14 protein-coding genes are annotated in these 21,883 nt (G+C 43.0%); 10 read left to right on the forward strand and 4 right to left on the reverse strand.

The window, feature by feature from the left end; all coding sequences use genetic code 11:
• Nucleotides 1-367 precede the first annotated feature (367 nt).
• The 5 genes from ED557_09700 to ED557_09720 all read left to right on the forward strand — a co-directional run bounded on the left by ED557_09700 (nucleotide 368) and on the right by ED557_09720 (nucleotide 8,746).
• A complete protein-coding gene (locus tag ED557_09700) occupies nucleotides 368-901 on the forward strand; it encodes a T9SS C-terminal target domain-containing protein (protein ID RNC83399.1) in 534 nt (177 codons plus the stop codon).
• Between the two features lie 862 nt (nucleotides 902-1,763).
• A complete protein-coding gene (locus ED557_09705; GenBank protein RNC82990.1) occupies nucleotides 1,764-4,919 on the forward strand; it encodes a T9SS C-terminal target domain-containing protein in 3,156 nt (1,051 codons plus the stop codon).
• 373 nt (nucleotides 4,920-5,292) lie between these two features.
• Entirely contained in the window at nucleotides 5,293-5,487 is a 195-nt protein-coding gene (locus ED557_09710; protein RNC83400.1) for a hypothetical protein, read from the forward strand.
• Nucleotides 5,488-5,726: 239 nt separating this feature from the next.
• Nucleotides 5,727-7,685 carry a tetratricopeptide repeat protein gene (locus ED557_09715; protein RNC82991.1) on the forward strand — a complete coding sequence of 653 codons (1,959 nt, stop codon included), beginning with the start codon at nucleotides 5,727-5,729 and terminating at the stop codon, nucleotides 7,683-7,685.
• An 8-nt stretch (nucleotides 7,686-7,693) separates the two neighbouring features.
• Complete coding sequence (locus ED557_09720; protein RNC83401.1) at nucleotides 7,694-8,746, forward strand: TIGR03032 family protein; 1,053 nt, start codon at nucleotides 7,694-7,696, stop codon at nucleotides 8,744-8,746.
• A gap of 556 nt (nucleotides 8,747-9,302) precedes the next feature.
• On the opposite strand, the gene ED557_09725 is transcribed toward ED557_09720, so the two are convergent.
• From ED557_09725 to ED557_09735, 3 genes are all read right to left on the reverse strand, one after another.
• Nucleotides 9,303-9,719: a MarR family transcriptional regulator gene (locus ED557_09725; GenBank protein RNC82992.1), complete on the reverse strand. Its 417-nt coding sequence runs from the start codon at nucleotides 9,717-9,719 to the stop codon at nucleotides 9,303-9,305.
• The gene (locus ED557_09730; GenBank protein ID RNC82993.1) at nucleotides 9,719-11,671 is read right to left on the reverse strand and encodes a guanylate cyclase; all 1,953 of its coding nucleotides are present in this window, start codon (nucleotides 11,669-11,671) and stop codon (nucleotides 9,719-9,721) included. The genes ED557_09725 and ED557_09730 overlap by 1 nt, the downstream gene beginning before the upstream one ends.
• Before the next feature lie 66 nt (nucleotides 11,672-11,737).
• Entirely contained in the window at nucleotides 11,738-15,469 is a 3,732-nt protein-coding gene (locus tag ED557_09735; GenBank protein RNC82994.1) for a hypothetical protein, read from the reverse strand.
• 257 nt (nucleotides 15,470-15,726) lie between these two features.
• On the opposite strand from ED557_09735, the gene ED557_09740 reads away from it, so the two are divergent.
• Nucleotides 15,727-16,134 (forward strand): DNA-binding protein, encoded by a 408-nt coding sequence (locus tag ED557_09740; GenBank protein RNC82995.1) that lies wholly within the window; start codon nucleotides 15,727-15,729, stop codon nucleotides 16,132-16,134.
• Nucleotides 16,121-16,405: a hypothetical protein gene (locus ED557_09745; GenBank protein RNC82996.1), complete on the forward strand. Its 285-nt coding sequence runs from the start codon at nucleotides 16,121-16,123 to the stop codon at nucleotides 16,403-16,405. Before ED557_09740 ends, ED557_09745 begins: the two co-directional genes overlap by 14 nt.
• A 40-nt stretch (nucleotides 16,406-16,445) precedes the next feature.
• On the opposite strand, the gene ED557_09750 is transcribed toward ED557_09745, so the two are convergent.
• Entirely contained in the window at nucleotides 16,446-16,997 is a 552-nt protein-coding gene (locus ED557_09750; GenBank protein ID RNC82997.1) for an NUDIX hydrolase, read from the reverse strand.
• Between the two features lie 54 nt (nucleotides 16,998-17,051).
• Here ED557_09750 and ED557_09755 point away from each other — a divergent pair, with 54 nt between their 5' ends.
• The 3 genes from ED557_09755 (at nucleotide 17,052) to ED557_09765 (ending at nucleotide 21,801) form a co-directional block, all read left to right on the forward strand.
• Nucleotides 17,052-17,645, forward strand: a complete 594-nt coding sequence (locus ED557_09755) for a CDP-alcohol phosphatidyltransferase family protein (GenBank protein ID RNC82998.1) — start codon at nucleotides 17,052-17,054, stop codon at nucleotides 17,643-17,645.
• An 8-nt stretch (nucleotides 17,646-17,653) separates the two neighbouring features.
• Nucleotides 17,654-18,607 (forward strand): signal recognition particle-docking protein FtsY, encoded by a 954-nt coding sequence (gene ftsY, locus ED557_09760; protein ID RNC82999.1) that lies wholly within the window; start codon nucleotides 17,654-17,656, stop codon nucleotides 18,605-18,607.
• 269 nt (nucleotides 18,608-18,876) lie between these two features.
• A complete protein-coding gene (locus tag ED557_09765) occupies nucleotides 18,877-21,801 on the forward strand; it encodes a CHAT domain-containing protein (protein ID RNC83000.1) in 2,925 nt (974 codons plus the stop codon).
• The last annotated feature ends 82 nt before the right edge of the window (nucleotides 21,802-21,883 follow it).

Genomic DNA, 21,883 nt, shown 5'->3' on the forward strand with positions numbered 1-21,883 from the left:
TATTACCGACGGGGAAATAGGTGCCTTCCAGGGCTTCTTTATCCAGGGCTTTGGGGGCAGTGGCTCGCTGACTATCGAAGAGGCCGATACCTTGCTTACCACGGTGAGTTTACTAAAGAGCGTGGCCACCGAGCCTAAAGCACTAAAGATCCACGCGGAAGCAGGTAGCTTTTCTGCCGACGCCTGGCTTTCCTTCCAGCAAGGGGGGGAACTAGGACGGGACGCCTTCGATGGGCTGTCTTTAACACCCCTGTCTTCCAGTTATCTAAAATTGGCTACCCACGCGAGTAATAATGAGGAGCTGCAGATCAATGCCCTTCCTCTTGATTATGAGCAAGAACTTCGTGTACCGCTGGATCTTTCCGGGATGGGGGCGGCCTCTCAGGCCGAAGTCACCTTCGAAGGATTGGAGCAGTTCGAAGATTGGACGATCACCCTCGAAGACCTCGAGACAGAAGACGTCGTTGAGCTTTCCCAGGGCGACACCCTTTCCCTGGCCATTCGCAGTGTTCAGGCTAAAGCCGTGGGGGCGCCCGCTTCCCTGGCTGCCCCTAAAGCAAAGGCTGACGGGCACCGCTTTGAACTTGTCCTTACTCCGGTAATTGGAGTAAACACACAACCCGACCCAAGCCTGCCGGAGCAAATTACCCTTGCGCAGAACTATCCGAACCCCTTCAACCCTGGTACGAATATTCTGTTTGAGGTGCCCCGCGCAGGACGGGTTTCCCTGGAGGTCTTTAACCTGATGGGGCAAAAGGTAGCCCAGCTGGTGGACGAACAAAAGCCCGCAGGCCGCTATGAGGTGACCTTTGATGCTTCCGCGCTTTCCAGTGGGGTGTATGTGTACCGGCTTACCACGGGCGGACAACAATTAACCCGAAAGATGACGCTTATTAAATAAGCAGTCATTGCGAGGGAGCCAGCGGAGCGCGACCGCGGCAACCTCACTGAGATTGCTTCTCCTGGCATTCGCCAGGATCGCAAAGACATTGATTAAATAAGACCACGTAACTTTGTCATTTCGAACCTGCTTGTGTCGATAGACAAGCGGTGTGAGAAATCTAACAATCGCTTCTAACGTCAATGGTTAGATAATTCGATGACAACGCCGAATACTGGGATTTCATGAATCTGTACAACATGTCCTATTTCAGGGTCATCCCGAACGTGTTTCGGGATCTTTGTGAGGATTGGAACTATAAAGTACCTCAAAAAATATAACAAGGAATATATCTCTGGTTAATCAACATTCTAAAAGCATAAGGCTCTATCTCTGAGCAATGAATTGATCAAGAGAATAGAAATAGAATGTATCGAAAGAGTATTCTTCTTGGTGTAAGGGGTAGCGATGAAAAGTAGATTTACAGCCGTTCCATAAGATCCCGAAACTAGTTCGGGATGACCTCATTAAAAAGCGGTTGGAAATGAATCATGACTCACTGAGTTTAACCAAAACGGTTATCGAATTGCCTGTCCTCCGCAAGTAGGCTACTGAAGGCGGGCAACCTCGCTGAGATTGCTTCTCCTGGCCTTCGCCAGGATCGCAATGACAGTGATTAAATAAATAAGAGATAGGAGAAAGGTGAGGGCTCCCTCACTTATCACCTTTCTCCTATCAAAAAGCTACAAGGCACAGACGCTCAGAAAGCTCCATAAATGTCCGGTTTGTTAGTGTTTTTGTCCGATCTATAACCGTTTTTGTCCGGTTTATAAGTATTTACAACATTAGATTTTTCTAATGTTTTTAATTTAAGGGGTAATTTATGAATGTGATAAAGCAGAATACGTTCCATTCGCCGTTGATTACTGAATCGAATCGAAGAGCGCGTTCATTATATAGATGGCTTTCCAGGGTAGCTGGTTTGAAAGCGTGTTGGGTAGAAGGAATTGATGAAGATAACCAACCGTTATGGGGTTTTATAAAGCGGGTAACCAAAAATAAATTTGCGGTATTCAGCAGAAGGCTAACCCTGGCATCGCTGCTCCTCACGCCCTTACTCTTATCCTCCCAAGTTACAGCGCAAACATCCATTGACCTTTCTGAATTGGATGGAACTACTGGCACCACCTTTATTGGGATAGCCTCCTCCTTTTCCTACTCTTATTCCGGTAGATCTATAGCGACCGGTGATATCAACGGAGATGGAATATCTGATCTCATTATCGGCGCAGCCTATGCGGATGAGAATATCACCATTCGTAATTCAGGAAGAACCTACATAGTATTTGGCCAGTCTACGACCTTTGGCTCTTCTTTCGAACTAAGCTCCGTAGATGGCAGTAATGGTTTTAGACTTAACGGGATTGATACAAACGATAGATCTGGATACGCAGTAGCCTCCGGCGATGTGAACGGAGATGGCATCGACGACGTGATTACCAGCGCACACTTTGCGGACCCGAATGATTTCAGTTCCGGGGAAACCTATGTAGTATTTGGCCAAAGTAGCTTTTCAGGGGCTTCTTCCATCGATTTATCCTCTCTGGATGGAACGACCGGCTTTACTCTGAATGGGGTAGGCGGAGACGATGCAAGTGGATCCGCTTTGGCCTCTGGAGATATTAACGGCGATGGCATGGACGACGTAATTATCGGCGCAAATAGTGCGGATCCAAATGGTTCCGCTTCCGGAGAAACCTATGTCATATTTGGCCAAAGTAGCTTTTCAGGGGCTTCTTCTATTGAATTATCCTCCCTGGATGGAACGACCGGCTTTACCCTGAATGGGATTGATACAAACGATGAAAGCGGACATGCCCTTGCCTCTGGCGATGTGAACGGAGATGGCATTGACGACGTAATTATCGGCGCATATAAAGCAGATCCGAATGGTAATACTGATGCAGGGGAAACCTATGTCGTATTTGGCCAAAGTAGTTTTTCAGGGTCTTCTTCTATCGAATTATCCTCCCTGGATGGAACGACCGGTTTTGTGCTTAATGGTTCTGACACCGGAAGTCAAAGTGGAGGGGCCGTGACCTCTGGAGATATCAATGGGGATGGTATTACCGATGTGATTGTCGGCGCAATCACAGCGTCTCCGAATGGCACAACTGGTGGGGCAACCTATGTGGTCTTCGGCCAAACCACTTTTGCCTCTTCTTTCGAAATCAGCTCCTTAGATGGCATTAGCGGCTTTACCCTTAATGGCATTGACACAGGCGATCGAAGTGGATACGCTGTAGCCTTCGGCGATGTGAACGGAGATGGCATTGGGGATGTGATTACCAGCGCACACCTTGCGGACCCGAATGGTTCCAGTTCCGGAGAAAGCTATGTGGTATTTGGAGATACCGCCACCTTTAGCTCTTCTATTGACTTATCTTCCTTAGATGGGGATATAGGCTTTGCCTTAAATGGAGAATTTATCTACGGTTACGGCACCTACTCCGGGCACTCTCTAACTTCCGGAGATATCAATGGAGATGGCTTTGATGATATCGCTATTGGAGCCCCTGGTTATCAAAATTCAGGTTATGGTAAGACACATGTGTTTTTCAACAGCATCTCTGAGACCGTCACCGGAGATGAGGGTTTCCGCACCCTGGCCGCCCCTAGCAATGGCACCGTGTTCGATGAGCTCCTTGGAGGCTTCTGGACCCAGGGCTTTACTGGCGCCGATTCCCTAGTGGGCTCCGCAAACGTGTGGACCTGGGACCAGGCCACGCAGGGTTGGGCCGCCCTCACTGATCAAGAAACGAATTCCCTGTCGGCGGGCAACGGCTTCCTGTTTTATATCTTCTCCGATGATAACGGACTAAAGACATCCGGAGACGCCGGCTTCCCTAAATACATTGCCGCTAACCAGTTTGGTGGGGATGGCAGCGTCAACTCTGGCAGTGTAACCCCGGTCAGTGATCTGGCCGACTCCGACTTCTTCTTTGCGGGAAACCCCTACTTTTATCCCATTGACTGGGACCTGCTTACCAAGAGCGGGCTCTCCGAAACCGTGTATATCTACGATGATGCCAACTCCACCTGGCAGACCTGGAACGGTTCAACAGGAAATATTACCGATGGCGAACTTTCCGCCTTCCAGGGCTTCTTTATTGAGGGCTTTGGGGGCAGTGGCTCACTCACCATAGAGGAGGCAGACATCACCTCCAACTCCGTAAGCCTGCTCAAGACGGTAACCACCGACCCTAAAGCGTTAAAAATTCATGCTGAGGCCGGCAGCTTTTCTGCCGACGCCTGGCTTTCCTTCCAGGAGGGGGGAGAACTAGGAAGAGACGCCTTCGATGGGCTCTCCTTAACACCGCTGTCTTCCAGTTACCTACGCCTGACCACGATCATCGAGAATGACGACCAGCTCCAGATCAATGCCTTACCGGTTGATTATGGAGAAGAACTGCGTTTCCCACTGGACCTGTCCGGGATCGTAGATTCCTCCTTTGCCCAGGTGAGCTTCGAGGGCCTGGAGGACTTTGACGACTGGGAGATTTCCATCAAAGATTTAGAGACCGAAGAGGTCTTTGAGCTTTCCCAGGACGATACCCTTTCCTTAGCCATTCGTAGCGTGGCAGCCAAAGCCCTTGGAGCCCCAGGTTCACCGGTTACCCTAAAGGCGAAAGCCACCGAGACCGGACACCGCTTTGAACTTGTCCTTACTCCGGTAATTGGAGTAACAAACACACAACCCGACCCAAGCCTGCCGGAGCAAATTACCCTTGCGCAGAACTATCCGAACCCCTTCAACCCTGGTACGAGGATTCTGTTTGAGGTGCCCCGCGCAGGCCGGGTTTCCCTGGAGGTCTTTAACCTGGTGGGGCAAAAGGTAGCCCAGCTGGTGGATGAGCAGAAGCCCGCAGGCCGCTATGAAGTGACCTTCGATGCATCCTCACTTTCCAGTGGGGTGTATGTGTACCGGCTTACCACGGGCGGACAACAATTAACCCGAAAGATGACCCTAATTAAATAAGCAGTCATTGCGAGGGGGCCTGCGGAGCGCGACCGTGGCAACCTCGCTGAGATTGCTTCTCCTGGCATTCGCCAGAATCGCAATGACACCAAATATTTTCTTAGTTATTAAAAGCATAGTTAGCCCAGCATGAACCCTTCTTCTTCCTATACAAAGCAATGCCAGTTATGTGGCCGGCGTAAGGGCATGCAGCCTGGAGGTCGCGGCTATGTAGTGTTGGTGCAACGCAGAGTGAAAGGAAAAGAAGTGGACATCTGCAAGACCTGTTTAGTGGTAAACAGACGATTTATTCAATAAATAAAAGAATAAGAGAACAGTGATAAGTGAGGGAGCTCTCACCTTTCACCTATCTCTTATCAAAAAAAACATAGACATGAAATCACGAGTAGTATTCACCCTTTTCACAATCGCAGTATTCATCACCGAACTAGCTATGGCCCAGCCCGGACTACCCGGAGCCCCTGACCAGGCACCTATCGACGGCGGGCTTGGGCTGCTAGCCGCTGCGGGCGGAGCTTATGCACTCAAAAAGCTGAGGGATAAAAATAAAAATGATATAGAACCTTAATTCGTCTCTGAAAGAATTTGGAATTATGGATTATAAAATTAGTCTCAGGGACAATTCATAATCCATAATTTCATAATTCAAAATTTCCATTTCATAATACCCTAGACAAATAATGACGAGAAGTTTGTCCTATTAGACCATAATAAACTAATGCCTTTTGAAAAGCTGCTTGATCGCACCCTTTCTGCTTTGTAAAAGATTAAATGTGAGATTTCCTGCTCGCTTTTTTACCTTTAGAAATGGATTCCCAGTTTCAACAAGCGGTAACATTTCATCAAAGTGGAGAGCTGTCAAAAGCAGCCGCCATCTATCGTGATATCTTAAATCAGAACCCGTCACATATTGATAGTCTCGTCAACCTGGCCGCTATCGTTTACAATAAAAACCCTCAAGAATCCCTTAACCTTCTCCGAACTGCCCGAAAAATCGACCCCGAGAATAGCTCTGTACATTTCAACCTTGGTAATCTACTTCAAAGGCATGGATTTAGGGAAAAAGCTGTACAGGAGTTCAGAGAAGTCATCCGGTTAAACCCACAAAATGCCGAGGCTTATTTTAGATTGGGTACTTTGTTTTCTGAAGCTGGAAGACTGGACGATTCCGTTTTTTGTTATAAAAAGGCCTTTTATTTAAAGCCTGGTGATGTACGGGTTCTTAATAATCTGACCGATGTGTTGAATCGGCAACAAAAATATGAAGAAGCCGAGGTTATGGCTCGAAAGACCCTTGAATTGAGCCCTAACTTGATTGAGGCACACGGCAATCTGGGCAATGTATATAAGAACCAGGGAAATTATGAAAAAGCGATCGCCCATTTTAAGGAAGCATTAACGCTAGACCCTAAACAAGCTAAAGTTCTATATCATTTGGGGGCAGCGCTGTTGTTTAGTAACCGGCACAAAGACGCCGCCGAACACCTACGAAGAGCGGTAGAAATCGACCCTGAATTTTATCAACCTCACTCCAGCCTTGTATATGCACTGAATTATATTGAAGAGCCTAGCCAGCATGAAATTTTCGAGGAACATAAACAATGGGGACTGCAGCATAGTGTTGGGGTTCAGGAAGAAGGCTGGCCCTGGGTTGAGAGGGTACCTGATAAGAAATTGAGGGTTGGATTTGTATCTCCTGACTTCAAGGCCCATGTGGTAGCTTTATTTATTCAGCAGTTGTTCAAGAATTATGATAAGAATCAATTCGAGTTTTACGGCTATGCTGAAGTAGAGAAACCAGATGGATATACATCATCATTTATGAAACTACTTGATGGATGGCGATCTACTATTGGTGTTTCGGATCAGGAGGTCTATCGCACCATAAAAAGTGACTGCATTGATATACTTATAGATTTGGCTGGTCATACAGCAGGAAACCGATTGAAAATATTCTCCATGAAACCAGCACCTGTTCAGGCTTCATATTTAGGATATATAAACACCACTGGGTTGCAGGAAATTGATTACCGGTTTTGTGATGCTTATGTAAATCCTCCGGAAACTCAACAGTATTATACCGAACAGCTGGTCCACCTGCCTAATAGCTTTACCTGCTATGAGCCTATTAATCCAAGCCCTCTTGTTGAGGAAACACCCGGATTGACTAATGGATACATCACTTTTGGATGTTTCAATAACACGAATAAACTTACTCCCAGTACCATAAGGGTGTGGTCTGAATTATTAAAGCGACTCCCTTCTGCAAAGCTGTTACTTAAATCCTCTCATTTAAATGATCAGCTTACCATTGAGCGATTTAAATCTCAATTTCTCAAGCAGGGAGTTAATGAAGAGCAATTGCTTTTTGAGGGCTCAAGTGAAATCTATGATTATCTGGCCACCTATAATAAAATCGATATCGCGCTTGATCCTTTCCCTCATAATGGGGGCACAACTTCGCATGACTTGCTCTGGATGGGGGTTCCTATGATCTCTTTGGAAGGAAACCAATATGTTAGCAGGTTTGGGGTTTCTATTTTGCACAATATCGGCTATCCGGAATGGATTGCCTCTAATGAAAAAGAATATATTAACAAAGCAATTGCTCTGGCTTCAGATGTAGATTTATTGAATACCATCCGGCTGGGACTGCGTGAAAAAATGAAGGTCTCTCCTCTTTGTGATGGTGTTCAATTTTCACGAAATTTTGAACACGTACTTAGATCTCTTTGGAAAGAATTCTGTAAAACAAACACTTTATGAATCAACCTATCTCTCAAAAGCAACCTGTTCAGTTAGAAATATCTGGCTCAAGACAAGTAACCTCCTGGATGGCAGAACATCGAGTAAGCCTGGGCTTCTCTACCTACCAATCCGGAAAGATGTTTTTAATTGGCCTTCAGCCAGATGGAAGAATGTCCATATTTGAACGAACTTTTAACCGCGCTATGGGAATGTGGGCAAGTGAGCAAACCCTTCTTCTGAGCTCTTTATATCAATTATGGAGATTCGAAAATGTGGTTCCGGTGGGTCAAAGCCACAATGGTTATGATAAAATGTATGTGCCCACTGTAGGGTATAACACTGCTGATATCGATATTCATGATGTGGTAATGGATAAGAACGGGGAAATTATATTTGTGAGCACCTTATTTGGCTGCCTGGCTAAGCCCAGCGCTACTCATAGTTTCGAGCCTATTTGGAAACCTCCTTTTATTTCAAAATTGGCTGCCGAAGATCGATGCCACATGAATGGGTTGGCTATGAAGGATGGAAGCCCAAAGTATGTATCAATTGTGGGGAAATCGGATGTAGCAGATGGATGGAGAGATCACCGCTCAAGTGGCGGCTTGATTATGGACGTAGAAACAGAAGAAGTAGTGGCCTCAGGAATGAGCATGCCCCATTCTCCTAGATGGTATAACGATACCCTGTATGTATTGAATTCCGGAACCGGGGAATTTGGAAAGATTAATTTCGACTCCGGTACTTTTGAACCTATTTCTTTTTGCCCGGGATATTTACGGGGTATGGCCTTTCATGGAAATTTTGCTATTGTTGGTACTTCAAAAAGCAGGGAGAATAAAACTTTTACTGGCTTAGCTTTGGATAATAGACTTACTGAAAAGGGAACCGAGGCAAAATGCATGTTACATATTATCGACTTAACTACGGGCGATATTGTGCACTGGATTAAGATGGAAGGAATTGTGGAAGAGCTTTATGATGTAGTTTCTATTCCTAATGTAGTAAGGCCGATGTCTATTGGGTTTAAATCGGATGAAATTCGACGCATCATTAATATGCCCGATAGTGAGGTTTAGTTTTCTTTTTTTTAAATGTCATTCTTGTAGAAGTCAGGTAATTCGTTGACAACTCTGAATACTTGATTTCATGAATCCATACAACATGTTCTATTTCAGAGTCATCCCGAACGTGTTTCGGGATTTTTGCGAGGATTGGAACTATAAAGCACCTCAAAAAAACAACAAGGAATATATCTCTGGTTAATCAACACCGTAAGAGCATTCGGCTCTACCTCTGAGTAATAAATGGATCAAGAGAATAAAAATAGAATGTATCGAAAGAGTATTCTTCTTGGTGTAAGGGTAGCGATGAATAGTACATTTCCAGCCATTCCATAAGATCCCGAAACAAGTTCGGGATGACTTCATTAAAAAGTGGTTAGAAATGAATTATGACTCACTGAGTTTAACCAAAACTGTCATCGAATTACCTGACTTCTACAAGGGATGACAGTTAAGAATATTCATCAAGGAATAAAGAAGTGAGAAGTAATTGAGCATTGAAAAATTGATAATTGATCAATGAATTAACATTCTTACTTCTTCAATGAATATTCTTTATTCTTACTCCAGCTTATATATACCCTGAAAACACCTTGTCCAATAAGTAAAGAAGCTGCTTGTACTCCTCTTCTGAAAGGTTCTCCCACCCCTTTTCTCTGGAAGCATATACATGGGGCTTCGCTCGATCTACTTCATTTCGTCCAGAATCGGTAAGAGAAATGATAAAGCGCCGGCCATCTTCCGGGTCACTGGTTCGTTCAACAAAGCCTTTCTGCACAAGCAAGTTTATAATCCTTGAAACCGTGTGCTTGTCTTTAAAACTATGATTTACCAGCTCCGTTTGATGCCGGGAACCCTGTTCCAGTTTTGAAAGGAGTACCCATTGTTCCGGGGTGATATCCACATCGGCGTTGTTAAAACGAGTTATTAAATCTTGCCGAACCACTTTGTACGTTCGATCTATGTAGATGCCGATCTCTTTTCTCATCAGGCAACTAACGATTGATTGGGAAGCCCAATTTTTTCCAAGATAGCTATGTATCGGTCATCATGGGCAAATTTCGAAAACACGGTAATTGAGTTTATAAATAATACCGCGCCCATTTTATCCTCAACCGCTTTATTCAAGTATTCAAACATTTTTTCTTCTTCATTCATGCTAGCATATACCACTGCAAAATCGAGGGAAAGATTTAGTTCCGGGGCTTCTTCTTGTCTCTTCTGAATTAGTTTGAGGTTTTCGGTGGCTCCTTCAAGATCACCCATTTGTGCTTTTATATATCCCAGCTGGGTTCCGCCCACATTTTTCCCTTTAATTTTGCCAATGTACTTGTTGGCATATTTCAACGCTTTGTCAAAGTCCTGCATCTCTGTATATAGAAATGACTTTCCTTCATAGGCAGCACGATGATTTGAATCCAGCTCTATCACCTTATCAAAAAGCTCCAGCGCCTTGTCATATTCTTTAACCAGAGTATATGCCCTCCCTAGATCTACCATAGCCGGAAGAGAAATCGGTGCTATCTTTACAGCTGCCTTAGCCTGAGTAAGCATTTTATCATACCTGCCAATAATTCGATTGTGAAGAGCAAAAGCTGTCCTCGCCTCTTCGTTTTCGGGCTCAAGAGTGATTGCCTTCCTGAAGTTGGAATCTGCTGCATCAAAATTCCAGTGGTAGAATAAATTCACATACCCTAATGCAGTATAAGAGTCTGCCCAGGCGTTATTTAGCTCTATTGATTTAAGTGCATACTCTTCGGCTTTTGGAAATGCTTCTTCGCCATGCATATGCCCAATAGCACCCAAAAACGTATAGGCGTTGGCTAACCCTGAATACGCCGCCGTGTAGGTAGTACATTTATTGATCGCCTGCTCATAAAACTCAATGGCTTTACGAATGGATTCAGGATTTCGCTTATTCCAGTAAAACAGACCTTGTAAATAGGCATTATAAGCTACAATGCTATCGGTGGAAGCCTCGTAAAGTTTTTTATCGGCATCAAAGGTGAAATTAGCTTCGAGCTTATCGGCTATCTTTTGTGCAATCTCGTCCTGAACAGCAAAAATATCTTTCATTTCACGATCAAAATTCTCTGACCATATATGAAATCCATCATCCGTATTTATAAGCTGTGCAGTAACTCTAACTCGCTCTCCAGCAAGACGTACACTGCCTTCCAAAACCGTTGCTACATTTAACTCTTTTCCAATTTGGCGAATATCTTTTTGGGTATTCTTGAAAGCAAAAACAGAGGTTCGGGATGCCACCTGTAAGCCGTTCACCTTCACCAGCGAGTTGATAATCTCCTCGGTAATCCCATCGCTGAAATACTCATTATCGGGGTTAGAACTGAAATTGGCAAAAGGAAGAACCGCTACACTATTCTCGTTACTCCCGGTTAAATCCCGGATATGTTCATGATTCGGAACTTTGACCCCATCGTTGGCAATAGCAAAAATACTAACGGGATTGAATACATTTTTTAGTTCGTGTTCACCAAAGGCCTGGACTTTTATCCCCGGATGATTTTTTATTTCATCAAATACTTTACCTGAAATCATCACAGAACCAGGGATACCTAAACCCTGAACTCGAGCTGCCACATTAACAGCATCTCCATAAATCCCTTCGTCATCGTAAACTACATCCCCAATATGGATGCCCACTCTAAGCGGAACTTGTGGGTCTTTATCCAGCTCTTGTTGGATTTCTCTTGCTGAATTTACAGCATCAAGAGCGCTTGCAAACATGCTTAGCGTACCATCCCCATAATACTGCATCACCTGGCCTCGATATTTTAAAATTCTATCGTCAATAACCCGGCGTTGCCTATCCCTTAGTTCTTTTGCTTGCTGTTCATCTGCCTGCATCATGCGGGTATAACCCACCATATCAGCAAACATGATAGCGGCTAGTAAACGAAAATTGTTTTCAGCCATTTATGCGGAATATTGTAATACCAATTTCCGAGAATATATCAATAATCGAGCCAGAGTGCTTCTGTGTCAGAAGAAAAAGCCTGCGCGTATCTCGAAATAGCTTCCTTCAACCGATTGACCAAGTGATGAATTGAGCACAAATGCATCAAATACGTTGAACCAGACACCGCCTCCATAGCCTTGGTGCCATTTACCAGAGGATTCGTTATCTGCCCATACCCTGCCATTATCAAAAAAGGCGAGGATTCCAACCTTTCCTCCTAACAAGTATTGATAGAAATCAAAAAGCTCGAAGCGCAACTCTGTATTATTGTACATAGAACTGCGCCCTGAAAACCTGTTACCTCTAAAGCCTCTTACTGATGTAGTTCCGCCGATTCCATTCGCTTCATAGAAAGGAAAAGACCCAATATTATGTGCTCCACCACTTCGGTGAGCTAGTGTTAACTGAGGCGAAAAACTAATGGGAAAATACATCCGAAGCTCTGAGGTCAGCCTGGTAAACGATTGTGGCGAATTATGAATCCCGAGATTTAAATCCGCGCTGAGATTTAGTTTATATCCTTGAGTTGGGTTTAAAGGGGTATCTATATCTGTAACAGATGCATGAATAAAAGAGGTATTATACCATTGGTCCTTAAATGTCTTATTCGTAAAACCTAATTCCGGAAGGCTTACCACATTGTCTTCATCACGATTGTCATCTACCTGAGTAATGCTGAAAGTATTCCCTACTGTTACACTTAGTGTTTGATTTATATTCGTAGTAAGGCTGGGTGAAAAAGTATATCTCGTTAATCTGGCTCGATAAAAATTTTGCTCCCTGTCCTGTAGTTCTGTTTCATTCCCTAAGCCAAAGAAGTTTCTAAAACTCTTAGGGAATAAAAACGCAGACTCCAGCTCAAGATCCCAAACACCTACTCGTTCATACCAAACTCCGGAGTAAAGAAGATTCGCCGCACCAGAAGTCGGAGCAAAGTTAAACCTCAGATAATGAGTAACTGCAGGGAATTTCCTAAATCCATTTCTGAGGGCTTTTGGACCTCCGCCAATAAAAAGTCCTTCATCATTGTTGTAGTTAAAGAAGTAACCCGGAAAATATCGATTCCAGATAAAGTCTCTCTCGTAATCGTAGTAATTATCGATAGGGTTTTTGGCCAAATGCCGATGTGCTTTTCGGGAAACATCGTAGCTGTTTCCGTTCCTCGTCTCAAAAATACCCGGCAGGCTTTTGCTTACAACCTGGTTGGGCGATTCATCTCTATAAAGATCTTCACCCGGACCTCCTGATACAAGAAGCTTGATCCCGCTTCTTCTCTCTCCTTTGAAAATGAATTCGTCATCTCCTCCAAGACCATACAAACGAAGTTCTTTGGTTTCACTTTTCTGGAAAACACGATCGAAATATTTTTCTCTAAGATTACCTTTACCCGAAAGTTTAAACACCTGAACCCTGGTTCGGTTTCCATCTATCACTTCTACTACAAAGCGTTCTCTTTTATTACTGGCTGGAACGGAAATCACTATTGAGATCATCTTGTAGTAGGTCTCGGTTACTTTAACAAGATCATCGCGTCTGGCTTTTAAACCCTCTATTGTTTCCTGGCCCTTTACTTCGAATACTTCGGGGGGATATTCTCTTACTGCTTGCTCAATTAACTCATCGGTAAGCACCTGCTGCATTTCGTCAGCAATACTCAGCCATTGTTCTTTGGTAAGTTGATTGGTGAACCTCCTGGTAAGTGGTAGTGAATTATAATTCAATCCCACTAGGTTTCCATAAGATTTCCCAAAATTCTGGTACTGGAAAAACTCACCAAACTTGGCAATACTCGGACCAATCCCATTCATATTCATAAACGCCACATCCCGATCTCGGGGAATTGGCCTATATATCTTTCCCTGTTTATCCTCGGGTTCAAAGGTGGCCCAACGCCACTGGTCACTATGGCGATCCCAGTCACCAATTAACATATCCAGCAATCTGGAACGGGCAAATAGTTCCTGGTCTACCCGGTGATCAATGTCATTATCCACTTCACGGATCATATCACGATATGCCACCACTTCTTCTGAAAACCCTACACTGGCTACATCGCTCATGTCTCCATCGGGTTTCTCTTCAAATAAAGCGAGTTGACCTCCAATTTCTTCGGCATACTGTCCTAGTTGTGGATCATTCGGTACATAGTAAATTTTTGGATTTGTATGATATACACCTACGGCATTTGCTAATGTTGGTACTATAAGAGCAGCATAAGGGTTTAGTATTGAGAATTGATCCTGCGCCAAATCAAGGGCAAAGGTTTTCTTGAGATTTTCATCCCAGATTTTTCCTGCTTGTTTATCCACCGACCTGAGCACATATTCACGCCCGTCTTCTGCTTCAAGATGTAGAGTATTGGATTGGCCTTTACCTCCCATTCTTACCAGTTCTAGGCCTCCTTTTTGCTCTGTCACATCAAAAACAGGATATTCTGATTCTATGGACCATAAATCCCGATTATGATTTCCTGCAATTACTCTAAAAGCTTTACTTCGTTCATCGTATTTCTTATTTGGCGCAATTACTATGGTACTATCTGTGAAATCATAGTCTGGTAGCTCATCTTCTTCTTTCCCTTGCAAAGGATCTGAACTCGGTGGCTCTAATTCCGTTCTGTAAAGTAGTCGTCCATTTGACCCATCTCCGACTGGAGCCCAGGCTTCCATCCAAACCGATCCATCACCATAATAGTTAACTGTCATAAAGCCATGACCAGCATAATTAAATTCTGCTCCTCTTCCTTTTGCTACATAGCTTTCTTTCGTGCCCGAGCCGGAAACTAGATAATGCTGAGTTTCGCGAGTCCCTTCTTTCTTAATGTATTGCAAATTGTGCGAGTGCCCGGAAGCATAAATCAGATGATCCGAAAGCAAAAACATTTCTTGTAATGTATTTGAAAGTTCCTTGTACTTGAAGTGTGGAACGTCTTGCTCAAAGCCGAATGCCCTTCTATAAATGGCGTACAGGCTACCAAAAACCGGGGGCTTCAAATGGGTAGAAGGAGGTAAATACCCTCCATGGTTATCATGAGTGATTAATGGGTGGTGTGCGGCAAATAACAGATAATCTTTTTCTCTCTTCTTTAGTATATCTCGCAATTCAATCAGGAAATCTCCACCATCAGCAAGGTCATAATCTCCGGTGTCTCCATACGGTTTCTTATGTTTATGAAGCCACCATTGAGTATCCAGGATTATTAAACGAATGTCATCGCTTAGCCTTGGGTCTTCGTCATCATCAAGGAGTTCCAGATCAACTGGGCCCGGATAACCATTGTCCGGTAAAAAAGTATTCCCCCTGTCTAAATATGCTTCAATATATCTCTCTTGTCTTTGAACAGCTTCCAGGCCATCTCGACTACCGTCAGCCCAATCATGATTCCCTGGTATAAAGATTATCCTTCCTTCAAAATCCTTCACGGTCTTTAACTGTTCATTCAACCGGGCTTCGGCTTTAGCCCTATCCGGATGCAATGAATCTGGTAAACCGCTGGTGTATAAATTATCACCAAGAAAAACGGCTGCACTTCTTTCTCCCGACTCGGAAAGGAATTGCTGAAGAAGTCTTAACGTGGGCTCCTGTTTATCCAATGTGGGAGCGCCGGCATCCCCAATTAAAAAAACCTTATAGATAAGCCCGTCGTCTATCGGAGGGCTTTTGCTTTCCCATTGCTCGTTCTGTGAATCGATAAAAAGCTCAGACCCTGAGCAGGAAATAAACAATAAGGCAAATAGAGCCAGTAGGAGTCGCATCTTTCGGGTTAGTTCAATACAAATCAGCTAGAATGTAGCTATTCGTGAAAAGAAAACTAAAAATAACAGAAAGGAAAGTGAGGTGGGCTGAAATGAAAAAAGCCCTTGAAGGGCTCTGATTTTTGAATAACTAGAACCAATATAAGGCAGGGATGATGCCTCGACCAAATCTATTTTGTTTTATATAACTAATGATGGTTTACATATAATTAATACTTATTATTAATATTTTTATATAAAAGTAATAATCATTAAAAATGCCCAAAAAAATCGGTTCTTTAACACTTTATTCTATTGATGACCTTCATGAAATGCTTGGCATCTCAAAATTGACTCTTCGGGCTTACCTGAGAGAGGGTAAAATCAGAGCCCGCAAATTGGGTGTTAGCTGGTATGTTACCGAAGATGCAATTCGAGAGTATTTTGAAACCCCGCAAGTACCCGCTGCCCCCATAAAAGACTCAGGTGTTCGCTATATCGTTCAGGGAGTAAATGATCTGGTTAGCGAAACGGAGGAATGCGAAAATGCAGATGAGGTACTTGAGGTGCTAAATGAGCAGGCGATCATAAGCCTGTTCCAGATTAAAGTAGTAAGCCGTGAAACCAACGAAATAATTGAAGTAGTTAAAGCCAGAGATTTTATTGAACGCCATGCTAAAACTTGAAGAAACCAAACTTGAAACCTATTCCTTCAATGATGATGGGTCGGATGAATTCTATATCCTCATTGATATTAAAAAAAATCCGGAAGGGATTAACCTCACCAAACTGGCTATGGCCGACCCCAGACGATTCGATGCTGTATTAAATGAGATGGGATGTTTGCTAATGCTGGGAGAAGATGAAATAAAAGAACTTACAAGCCGGGGAGCTTTAGACCCTAGAAACCTGCATGAATCGTTATTCAGCTTGGCGAAGACTGAGGGAATTCTTTGAACATTGAACAAGAATATCTCTCACTTCTGTTCAAATCAATTTAGTCTGAGTTGAAATGATGCCACGCCCTTAATAAACAAATCACAGTCTTTCCATCATTGATTTCCCCTGAGTGAACCATTTTTACTGCTTCTTCAAATGGAATGCGCGTACTCAGCACAAACTCATCTTCATCGGTCTCCTTATCAGTAATTGACAACCCATAGGCAAGATAAATATGTATTACCTCATCACTATAGCCTATCCCAGGATAAAAATGTCCCACATATTCTAGTTTTTCGGCCTTTAACCCTGCTTCTTCTCTCAATTCTCTTGTTGCTGTTATATCCTGTGGCTCTCCTGTATCAATCTTTCCAGCAGGAACTTCCCAAAATATCTGACTCATCGGATATCGGAATTGTTTGATCAACATGATATCCCCGTTTTCAAAAACAGGGACTACTGCACAGGCTCCTGGGTGCTTTATCCATTCCCTGGAACTGGTTTCTCCATTCGGAAGCCGGGCTTCGTCATAAAAAACGTGCAGCAGCTTACCATTGAAAACTTCCTCAGAAGACACTTTTTTCTCTACAAGAAGCTCAGAATCTTTCATAGTGGTTTTATCGTCAGATTGGCTTTAACTTTGCGCTAAAGAACGGGAATTAACTTGGCAATTTCTAAGAACATTGATGGCAAAACCGTAGAGGTTTCCGGAAAGGTGCTCACCTTCTCCAACATCATCTCTTTTTCCCGTTTCTTCGTTGCTTTCCCAGTAGTATTACTTCACTACTACAATGATCTCAATTACAATGCCTGGATTATTGGGCTTATTGTTTATGCCGTTATATCCGATTACCTGGACGGGCTGGTTGCGCGAAAAACAAATACCATCTCGGAATTGGGTAAGGTCATAGATCCTATTTCAGACAAAATTTGTGCGGTGATATTGTTTATTTATACCGTTTGGCTGGGCTGGGTACCTCTTTGGTTCCTGCTTATTAATGTGGTACGTGACTCTCTGATTATGGCGGGCTCGTCTATAATTAAAGTAAAGTATGGAAAGGTGGCTATGTCCACTTTAACTGGCAAAGTGTATGTAAACATTCTAGCCTTCTACTGGATCGCCGTCTTCTTTTTTAGAGATGCCACAACCGCACACAATTACCTGCTCTATATTTCTACTGCAATGATGGTTGTCTCCTTTTTTGCGTACCTTTTCAGGTATCGAGCCATAATGAACGGCGACTCAGATTTTAATTAAGACTATACATGGGATTTTTAGAAAAACTAGGCATCAAGAAAAAGGAAACGCTTGAACAAGGCGTGGAAAAAAGCCGTGCAGGGATTTTAAATAAGCTAGGAAAAGCGCTAGCCGGAAAAGATACTGTTGACGATGAAATTCTTGATGAGTTAGAAGAGATTTTAATCACCTCTGATGTTGGGGTGAAAACTACCATCGAGATCATAAAGCGCATTGAAAAACGAGTAGCTCGTGATAAGTATGTAAACCAGAGTGAACTTCAGAAAATGCTCCGTGAGGAAATTGTTGCTCTCCTCCAGGAAAACCCAACCGAAAAACCTGCGGAGTTTGATGCTGAATTCCCTTCAAAACCACACATTGTTTTGGTGGTGGGAGTAAATGGGGTTGGAAAAACCACTACTATTGGAAAGTTATCTTATATGTATAATTCTGCCGGTAAGAATGTGCTGCTTGGTGCTGCCGATACCTTTAGAGCGGCGGCGGTAGATCAACTTAAAATCTGGAGCGAGCGGGCAGATGTTCCGATAATCGAACAAGGCCAGGATGCTGATCCTGCTGCTGTTGCTTTTGATACTGCCTCAGCGGCTAAAGCCCGAGCTGCAGATATTGCCCTAATTGACACTGCCGGAAGACTTCACAACAAAAAAGCTTTGATGGATGAGCTCTCTAAAATTAAGAGGGTAATGAGCAAGGTGATTGACGATGCTCCACATGAAGTGATTTTGGTACTGGATGCTTCTACCGGACAAAACGCTATGCAACAAGCCAAGGCTTTTACTGAGGCAGTAGATATTACTGGGTTGGCACTAACTAAATTAGATGGAACAGCGAAAGGAGGGATTGTAATCGGTATCTCTCACGAACTGAATGTTCCCGTAAAGTATATCGGGCTCGGAGAAAAGATCGAAGATCTACAGGTTTTTGATAAAGCAGATTTTGTAAATGCTCTATTTGGGGAATAAAAAAACCCCGATTCTAAAATCGGGGTCATTATAAACCTAGCCATCTTCTTTTGGGTCAGTAGGTGCGATTCCTCCACCTCCTTCCCCTGGTCCGCCTCCAGGCGGCGGTGGTGGTGGCGGATCTCCCCCTCCATTATCATCTGGTCTTGAAAAAACCACGTATCTATTATGCAAGTCCCAACGCATAGTAACTCCTTGTTTTGAGTTTAAGTTTTTGCCAAAAAAACAGCATATTCTCCTTAAATACAAAACGAGCTTCACTTTTTTAAATGGCCTTTATAAAAAAGCCTATCCTGCTATTTCTTATCTCTTTGTGTTTCAAAACACTAGCTCTTCCTCAATCCTGGATAAGTGAATACGACTTCTTTATGGGGCAAGGAGAGGAGTTGTGGGAAGCATTGAATTATGAAGAAGCGGCTGCTGAATATGAAAAGGCTTACCGGATTAGTAAAAGCAGTAAAGACACTCTCCGAGTTATTGACTCTGGATTAAAGGCTTCCAGGAGCCTTCTCCAAGCCGAGAAACCTGATGAGACCCTAGATTTTCTTTCCAATTTAGAGGCTTACTTCTCCTCAAATACACCACCCTCAAAGAAAGTCTTATTTCTGGAAATTAAAGGTGGATGTTACCAACGGTTCGGACAAACAGAGGTGATGTTAAGTGTCTATAAAGAAGCTCTTAGTATTGGTAGCCCTGAAAAAGAACCCATTACTTATGGAAATTTACTTCTCAATTCCGGATATGGAGAAATCAGGCTTGCTAATTATGAATTAGCACTGGAACTTTTTGAAAAAGGATTAGTCGTTTTTTCCGAAACAGAAAGTATTTCCTCCATAAGTAAGGCAAACCTATCTATTTATCTGGCTTACTTATATATGGGAGATTTGGATAAAGGTACATCCTATCTATTTGAAAGTTTTACGCAGGCAAAGGCCTCCAGTGAGCCTGAAGCATTAAGAAACATTTATCAATATTTAAGTGATTACTACAATAGAAAGGGAGAGCTCTCTACTGCTATTTCGTATGCTGAATTTGGACTTCAAATATCAGAAGAAATGGGACAGGGCGAATACGTTGCCAGATACTACGAACAGCTGGCTAATACTTACCGCTTGGTAGGCGAAATTGATCGTGCATTAAGTTATTACGACAGAGTATTAAGCTTTTTTCAATCGATTGGTAATACCGATAGAGTTGCAGAGCTATTTATAAGCATTGGGTATTGCTTTCGTGAAAAAGGTGAGTATGAAGAAGCGGAAGAAGTTCTGTTTAAGGCACTTGAATATTATAGAGACAAAAAACGGAATTATGATATCGCTTTTGTTTTGGAGTCTATAGGCGGAAACGCATTTTATTCTGGAAATTTCGATAAGGCTTACACCAATTTAAAAGAGTCCTCGGAACTTGCTAAAAAACACAGTTTCAAAAGGATTGAGCAAAACGCTCTTGCATTCATGCTGCTTCTACCAGAAGGATACCTCTCCCCATTAGAAAGAAAGGCAATCGCTAAGTATATGTTCTCGTCTTCAGAGACTTTAGACTTGCGTCATCAATTGCGATCATTGAGATATCTTTCTGAAATACACGCTACTTCAAGCTTAGATAGTGCTTTTTATTATGCAAATCAGGCTTTTGAGAAAATTGAACAACAGCGATTGGGTACAACAGATGGGATTCTCAGAGCAGATATTTTTGCTGGTCACGCCACCTTTTATAATACCGTTGGTTCCTGGCATTCTTCTATGAATGAAGATTATGAATCAGCCTTTGATTTATTTGAGTCATCTAAATCCAGGGTCTTATTAGATGAGCTAGCTGAAAAAAATGCTCCTGAATTAGAGCTTAGCCCGGAGAATCAAATTCAGCTAAAACAGCACCAAAAACAGATCGATCAACTATTTAGACAAAAAGAAAGCGCTCGGTCTCAGGAGGAAATTGAGAGCTTGAACCATGAGATCACAGATGCAAAATTTGAATATGAAGTAGCACTTGAAAGAATCAGAGATGCTCACCCGGTTTGGAGTTCTTTTTTATATCCGGAACGAGTTGGTTTAAGCGATACTCAAAAACTTCTGGATAGTGATTCCGGGATCCTTTACTACTCGTTTATAAAAAATGGCTTGGCCGTGATGCTTATAACCAAAGATGAGGTTTATTACCATCAAATTGATGGGGAGTATAGGTACAAGAGTAAATTGGCCAAAGAAATAAATGCTTTTAGAGATGCAATTATTAATGTAGAAGAGGAAGTTATACTCGATTCATTATCGGGGCCATTATATGGACAATTATTTGCTCCTTTCGAAAATCAGTTGGAGTCGATTTCAAATTTAGCTGTCGTTCCTGATGGACCTATAGCTCTGCTTCCTCTTGATGCTTTAATGAATGACGGTTCCTTCCTTGTCAATCGATTTACTATTAAGTCTTTACCCTCTGTAACCAGCTACCTAAAACTGAGTGACCCATATCGTAAAACAGAAAAAGATATTTTTGCAGTTGCTGGTTCTGGCTTCGAGGAGGGAGATCCCTTCCTTCGCTCAAAAACTCAAAATGCCTTTGCTGCCCTTCCTTTTACTCTTATCGAAGCTGATTCTGTTTCGTCTCATTTCGAAGAAAGTTATGTCCTAAAAAATGATGCAGTAACTGAAGCGGGCATTAAAAATGTGGATATATCGGAGTACCGTTACCTTCATTTTGCCACACACGGAAACATTGACGAAGCCTCTCCCAGACAAAGCGGACTTATACTATCTAAAAAGTCAGAGATGGAGCGGCTTTTTGGAGAGGATGGGTATCTAAATGCCGTTGAAATAAGCTCGTTTGATATTTCTGCTGACCTGGTTGTTCTTAGTGCATGTAATACAGCTACAGGAAAAGTTATAACTGGAGAGGGATTAATGGGACTACAGCGCTCTTTCCTGGTAGCTGGAGCCTCATCGGTTGTAGCCAGCTTGTGGAGTATTTATGATCGTAGCACTCCTGTATTTATGAATAAGTTCTATAAGAACTTGGTAGAGATGGAGAGTGAAGAGATTGGTTTCTTCGATAGGATTTCTCTTTGGTTTAATAATTATGAACCAGAGCTGTTTGATTATAAAACTAAGGCTCTTCGTGAGACCAAGCTAGAAATGCTTGATCATCCTTATTACGATCATCCGGTGCATTGGGCTTCTTTTGTGATTACCGGGAAGTGACACTTTCTCAGTCATTCTGAGCGAAAGCGAAGAATCAACATCACATTAAGAGGTGTTCATGAATTTGTTGATCCTTCGGCAG

Origin of the sequence: Balneola sp. (assembly GCA_003712055.1) — a bacterium.
Lineage (GTDB): Bacteria > Bacteroidota > Rhodothermia > Balneolales > Balneolaceae > RHLJ01.

Coding starts and splice junctions, on each gene's coding strand:
- ED557_09700 (RNC83399.1), top strand. CDS start 368: ATGGGGGCGGCCTCTCAGGCCGAAGTCACCTTCGAAGGATTGGAGCAG.
- ED557_09705 (RNC82990.1), top strand. CDS start 1,764: ATGAATGTGATAAAGCAGAATACGTTCCATTCGCCGTTGATTACTGAA.
- ED557_09710 (RNC83400.1), top strand. CDS start 5,293: ATGAAATCACGAGTAGTATTCACCCTTTTCACAATCGCAGTATTCATC.
- ED557_09715 (RNC82991.1), top strand. CDS start 5,727: ATGGATTCCCAGTTTCAACAAGCGGTAACATTTCATCAAAGTGGAGAG.
- ED557_09725 (RNC82992.1), bottom strand. CDS start 9,719: ATGAGAAAAGAGATCGGCATCTACATAGATCGAACGTACAAAGTGGTT.
- ED557_09730 (RNC82993.1), bottom strand. CDS start 11,671: ATGGCTGAAAACAATTTTCGTTTACTAGCCGCTATCATGTTTGCTGAT.
- ED557_09735 (RNC82994.1), bottom strand. CDS start 15,469: ATGCGACTCCTACTGGCTCTATTTGCCTTATTGTTTATTTCCTGCTCA.
- ED557_09740 (RNC82995.1), top strand. CDS start 15,727: ATGCCCAAAAAAATCGGTTCTTTAACACTTTATTCTATTGATGACCTT.
- ED557_09745 (RNC82996.1), top strand. CDS start 16,121: ATGCTAAAACTTGAAGAAACCAAACTTGAAACCTATTCCTTCAATGAT.
- ED557_09750 (RNC82997.1), bottom strand. CDS start 16,997: ATGAAAGATTCTGAGCTTCTTGTAGAGAAAAAAGTGTCTTCTGAGGAA.
- ftsY (RNC82999.1), top strand. CDS start 17,654: ATGGGATTTTTAGAAAAACTAGGCATCAAGAAAAAGGAAACGCTTGAA.
- ED557_09765 (RNC83000.1), top strand. CDS start 18,877: ATGGCCTTTATAAAAAAGCCTATCCTGCTATTTCTTATCTCTTTGTGT.